Origin of the sequence: Roseibium sediminis, from assembly GCF_008711325.1 — a bacterium.
GTDB lineage: Bacteria > Pseudomonadota > Alphaproteobacteria > Rhizobiales > Stappiaceae > Roseibium > Roseibium sediminis.
Window position 1 is genome coordinate 1 of the sequence record NZ_VXDB01000059.1, and the last position, 5435, is coordinate 5435.

General features: G+C 52.5%; 5 protein-coding genes. 3 read left to right on the forward strand and 2 right to left on the reverse strand.

Translation table 11 applies throughout. The features are described from left to right. Positions 1-377: 377 nt before the first annotated feature. From F0155_RS22905 to F0155_RS22915, 3 genes are all read left to right on the forward strand, one after another. Entirely contained in the window at positions 378-1568 is a 1191-nt protein-coding gene (locus F0155_RS22905) for an IS701 family transposase (RefSeq protein WP_150526889.1), read from the forward strand. Positions 1569-2199: 631 nt separating this feature from the next. Continuing rightward, positions 2200-3507 carry a S8 family serine peptidase gene (locus F0155_RS22910; protein WP_150526890.1) on the forward strand — a complete coding sequence of 436 codons (1308 nt, stop codon included), beginning with the start codon at positions 2200-2202 and terminating at the stop codon, positions 3505-3507. A 38-nt stretch (positions 3508-3545) separates the two neighbouring features. After that, a complete protein-coding gene (locus F0155_RS22915; protein ID WP_150526891.1) occupies positions 3546-4283 on the forward strand; it encodes a peptidoglycan recognition protein family protein in 738 nt (245 codons plus the stop codon). 31 nt (positions 4284-4314) lie between these two features. Here the strand turns inward: F0155_RS22915 and F0155_RS22920 are convergent, their stop codons facing one another. Continuing rightward, the gene (locus F0155_RS22920) at positions 4315-5109 is read right to left on the reverse strand and encodes a hypothetical protein (protein WP_150526892.1); all 795 of its coding nucleotides are present in this window, start codon (positions 5107-5109) and stop codon (positions 4315-4317) included. Between the two features lie 4 nt (positions 5110-5113). Beyond that, on the reverse strand, positions 5114-5435 hold a 322-nt coding region (locus tag F0155_RS22925), incomplete at its 5' end, for a WD40 repeat domain-containing protein (RefSeq protein WP_204934605.1).

Sequence of the window (5435 nt, forward strand, 5' to 3'; positions counted from 1 at the left end):
GCAAGAACACCCCGATCAGCGACATGACCCTGACGAAGTGTTTGCGGGATCACAAGGTGACCAGCGACACTCCAGGGCGCTTTGCGACTGCACATGGCTTTAGATCCAGTTTCCGGGATTGGGCGTCAGAAAACGGATACCCGCGTGACCTGGCGGAGCGAGCACTAGCTCACACCATAAGAAACTCGACAGAGGCGGCTTATCATCGGACAGATCTACTCGAACAACGGCGGGAAATGATGCGTGAGTGGGAAAGGTGGATTTTGGCGGTTTAGCCAATTATGGGCAGTCGGGCTGTTTTAACGTTCTTAGTACTACAGTTGCGTATTTTGACGATCTCTGATTCAACTCTTTTCGAGAGAATTGGAGGTTGGATCATGACTGTATCTGATTGGGCGGGGTCGGTTTCAGATTGGCGTGAGGTGCTTGAAGGGTTGAGGGCCTTTATCGCCCCTGCGTTCAAAAGGTCCGAGCAACGAGTGTCCGCCGGAGCCTTTATCGACGGGTTGCTGTGCGGAGTTGAGCGCAAGACTGGATGGATGCTGGCGGAGGAAGCCGGACTGGAGCGGCCTTATCGTATCCAGTCCCTGCTGGGCCGATCATCCTGGTCCGCAGATGCGCTCTGCGAGCGGGTTCGGAGCTATACGATTGAGGCGCTTGGTGATCCAGACGGCGTGTTGGTCGTGGATGAGACCGGTTTTCTGAAGAAGGGCGTCCATTCCGTCGGCGTAGGCCGCCAGTATTCTGGCACGGCGGGCCGGATTGAGAACTGCCAGACCGGTGTGTTCGCTGCCTATGCGAGCCGCTGGGGTCATGCGCTGATCGATCGGCAGCTTTACTTGCCGAAGACCTGGGCCAATGACCCGGAGCGGCGCGCAAAGACGCATGTGCCGGAAGACGTTATGTTCGCCACTAAACCAGCCATAGCCTGCGAGATGGTTGCGCGGTTTCTGGATGAGGGAGCACCATGCGCCTTTGTGCTCGCCGATGCGGTTTATGGCTCTGACCATCGGTTCCGGCGCATGCTGGAGGACCGTGATCAGCCCTATGTGCTGGCGGTGCGCTCGAACCATACCTTGCGCTTTCTGGAGGAATGGGCGCTGGTGCAGTCCGATCCTGCAACGATGATTTCCGAATTGCCCACCGAGGCCTGGCAACCTCTGTCCGCTGGCGAAGGCTCCAAGGGACAGCGGCTCTATGATTGGGCTTGGGTCCCGCTCAGATATCAGACCGCAGAGGGGTTTTCCCGCTGGCTGCTTGCGCGTCGTGGCCTGCGTGACCCGCAAAACATCGCCTATTACTTCGCTCATGCGCGCACTGGAACCACACTGGCAGAACTTGCTGCGGCTGCTGGGCTGCGCTGGACCGTTGAGGAGTGCTTCCTGCGCGCCAAGGACGATCTTGGCCTCGATCATTGCGAGGCCCGCTCCTGGCATGGCTGGCACCGCCATATGAGCCTCGTGATGGCCGTTGCTGCCTTTCTGACCCGGGTCACCGCCGATCAGCGCCGCGCGGCATACGGAAAACGGAACGAAACGAGTCCGCGGCGTCAAACAGCAACGGCATAATTGCCAGACTGGCGCAAACCCTGACCACTCCGGAACTACGCCGCCTGATCTCACGCCTGCTGCCGCGCCCCATACTCACCTCCGACTTCATATGGAACTGGTCGCAATGGCGACGCGAGCATCAAGTCGCCGCAGCCATCGCACATCGAAAAACACGCTACAATACGCAACTGTAGTATTAGGCTGTGTGGACGGATTGGCGGCGCATTTCGTGGGTCAAACGGCTACAATCTGGCAGAAAAGATCCTTTAAACGCATGTCTAATGCGTTCGGCAAACTCACTTCTATCATATGCTGCCGTTTGAACCAACCGAAGGGCCCGGGCCTGCCCCGCCCTATGCCAAGGCAAAATTGGCTCGGCGATGCATCACATCGCCTGCGCCAGTTTCACCTTGCCTTGGACGCCGTATATCCCGGCGACATACGTCGCCAATCCGTCCGCATAGCCTAATTCACTGTAATATTTAAATATCTGGCGATGCAGAAAATATAAAAGGGTGCAAAACCAATAATAGCAAAAAAAATATGAGCAACTTATAGTAGATATTATTCGATTGTACCTGCTCAATATTGACTGTTAGTAGCAATTTGTATTTGATGAATACTTTATTTCAATTATTTGGAGAAGGTTATGGCTGAAGACTATGTGATCCTAAAATTCGAAAATCTTTCTGCTTTTGATGACGATGGTTTTGCGGCGACTTTGGCCGCTGATGTTGCTGAAGCCGATAGTGAGACTTCCGGGGCCACACTTGTGAGTCGCATTACAAAAGCGCGGGACGATGTTGCCCCAAAACTAGAAAGGGCATCTCTTTCCGAGGCCGAAGCCAGGCGGGAAAAGGCGCGAGGCGGACAATTACTCGTCCCGCAAGAACTGCCTTTGGCACTCACGGACCCCATAAGCAACGGTGCTGAATTGGAGGCGGCCAATGATAGGGCAATTGCCGCAATTGAAGGTTACGGAGTGTCTTGGGGGGTTGAGGAGGTGCTCGGCCCTAACCCAGACACATCGATAAGCGGCGCTGGGGTAAGGCTTGCTATTCTGGATACTGGCATAAACGCGGAGCACCCTTCCTTCGAGGCGGTGAGAGAAGGGCTCGAACAGAGAGACTTCGTTGCGCCGGGCAGTACCTCTGCAACCGACGAAAATGGACACGGAACGCATTGTGCCGGCACAATTTTTGGACGGGACTACGATGATATGCGCATTGGAGTTGCTCCAGGGATAAAAGATGTCATCGTAGGGCGGGTTCTTGATGCAGATGGACGGGGAACGATCCAGAATCTTCTGGAGGCCATGAATTGGCTTTATTCGCTGAAGCCACAGGTCGTATCCATGTCTTTAGGTTTTGACTTCCCTAGATTATTTGAAGTTTACTTGAACCGGGATTTACCTCCGAAATTTGCTGCGTCCAAAGCCTTGAAAGCCTATCGCGAGGGAATAGAAGCTTTCCAGGCATTGGCGACTGCGCTTAGTACTCCCAACCATGTGAATAGAGGGGGCGCGCTTATTATCGCGGCATCCGGTAACGACAGTAAGAGAAATATCGATCGGGATCTGGTGATTGACGTCAGTGTTCCTGCCGTATCGTCCAGAGATATCGTATCTGTCGGAGCGTTGCAGAAAGCAGGCTCTCAGCTCGATATAGCTTATTTCTCCAACAACAATCCGGTTGTTGCCGCTCCCGGCGTTGGGATTTTTTCAGCTTCTTTGGATGGCAAGTTAAAATCTAGCAATGGAACCAGCATGGCGTGTCCTCATGTCGCTGGAGTGGCGGCGCTCTGGTGGGAATGGCTGGAAAGGCGAGACGGACCTACAGACGCGGCGGCGGTAAAAGCAAAGTTGCTGGGAACCGCGGCGACGGACCATCTTTTGTGTGGCCGTATTGATCGTGGAGCCGGTATGCCCCGGGCGCCCCAGGCTCGGCAGGTCAGCTAGAAAACGTATTTGGACTAAGTATTTGAGGGGAGGAAATTATGAACAGGAAACAACTTGGACAATCCTTGAATCTGAAAATTGAAATGGTTGCCCCCGGGAGACCAAACAGATCGGGAAAAAAAATCAACCCGCAATACATCACGATCCATAACACCAGCAACACCAGCAAAGGTGCGGATGCCGATGCTCATTCGAATCTGATCCGTAACAAGGGTTACTACATGTGGAAAGGCGAGAAACGCTATGTTTCGTGGCACTACACGGTAGACGATAACAAGGTGATCAAGCACATCCCGATCTGGGAGCGTGCGATACATGCCGGTAAGGGGAATGGCCAGAGTATCGCCATTGAGGTCTGCATGAACCAGGGCATCAATCAACAGGCGGCAAATGATCGGGCTGCTCGTCTTGTCGCCTGTCTGTTGCATGACCTTAAATTGAACAAGAGCAGAATTGTTCCCCACAAACACTGGACCGGGAAAAACTGCCCTATCCTCTTGCTTCCGAACTTTGCCAGCTTTTGCTCTCAATGCGAAAGTCATTTGGATGCGATCGACCTTTCCAGCTCTGGGAGTTCGACCGACGAACCGCAAGATGGCGATATGCTCCTGGTTACTGCCGAAGAAATGGAAATTATCAAGGCTTTGGATGAGGAGCTGCTTGGCGGAGCTATGGCAGAAGATGGGCCGGAAGACGAAGACCCGGATGACGAACACACCCTCATCGCCCAATCACTAAGTGAACTTTTGAGCGAAGAAGAAAATAGCGGCAAATAAAGTCAGATTTTGATGGCTGTTCCTCGCGCGCTCAAGCCAGAGGAATGGCCATCAAATTGTCCTTCATGCTGTCACCCAGTCGGGTTTTGATCAAATCCCTATATTCCGCATAGCTTTCGTGATTGAGAAGCATCTGGTGAATGCAGGTGGACAACGAAAGATTATTGCGCCCCCAGGTGACAAAAAGAAAATTGCGCTTTCTGTCATCTGACCTATAAAAGAAAGCTCCCAGCGACATTTTTGACACTCCGGTTGCGGCAGTTTCTACCGTTCCAATTTGAAATGTGCCACCCAGTTCGACGGATGTCGTAAAATCAAAGAGTTTGATTTCCTTACGGTCCTTGGCCAGACCCGCCATTGTATCGAGAGCCTGTCGGATAATGCCGAGTTGATTGGCTGACGCCACAGCTGAGAGAAGTTTGAAGGCTTCTTCACCAATTGTCATGTTGTCCCGGTCGAAGGTTTTCGTATCCCAGTTCTCTGCACTGGTTGTCCAACCCAGTTGGCGCAGAACACGAATATAGAATTGATACCAATCCTCAATCCGCTCATTTCGGTCAAATTGAGCATCAGCAGCACGCTCCGCAAAGCGCAGGCTTTGAAGAACATCTTGAACGGCCGGGGCATCAAGGTTTTGGGAAAAGGAAAACAGACCTGATCCGCTTATGCCAGCTGAAAAGCTTGATCGATCACTTGGGCTCTGTCCCGCACTCTCCTCCCCACTGGACGCAGCGCGTCCAACCAACACATCTTCGCTGCTCTCAAATGCACTAGGCGTCGCCAAAGGAGTCGTTGAAACGTCTATATCCAGATTACTATGAGTCATAAATCTAATCCTCTTTCAAAGAGCTGCTTGCCAAGAAGCTACAGTCGACCTGCCTGTAAAGCTGCTTGCAGCTTTCTTCAGATATTCCTGTTTTAGTTTTCTTCCATAAGCTAGTGTAATTTTCAGAGCTAAGCGGATGTGAGTGTCCAACAATCCATCGCCCGGATTTGTATTTGTACGATGGAGCTAAAATCCATAGCTTTGCCGTGTTGTCATCTGAGGCGGTCAGAACGAGTGTCTCATCCTTTGAAAAGACGGCGGACCAGACGTAGCCTTCATGCCCCTCGAAAGATTTGACGAGATTTCCGGTTTCAACGCTCCATAGC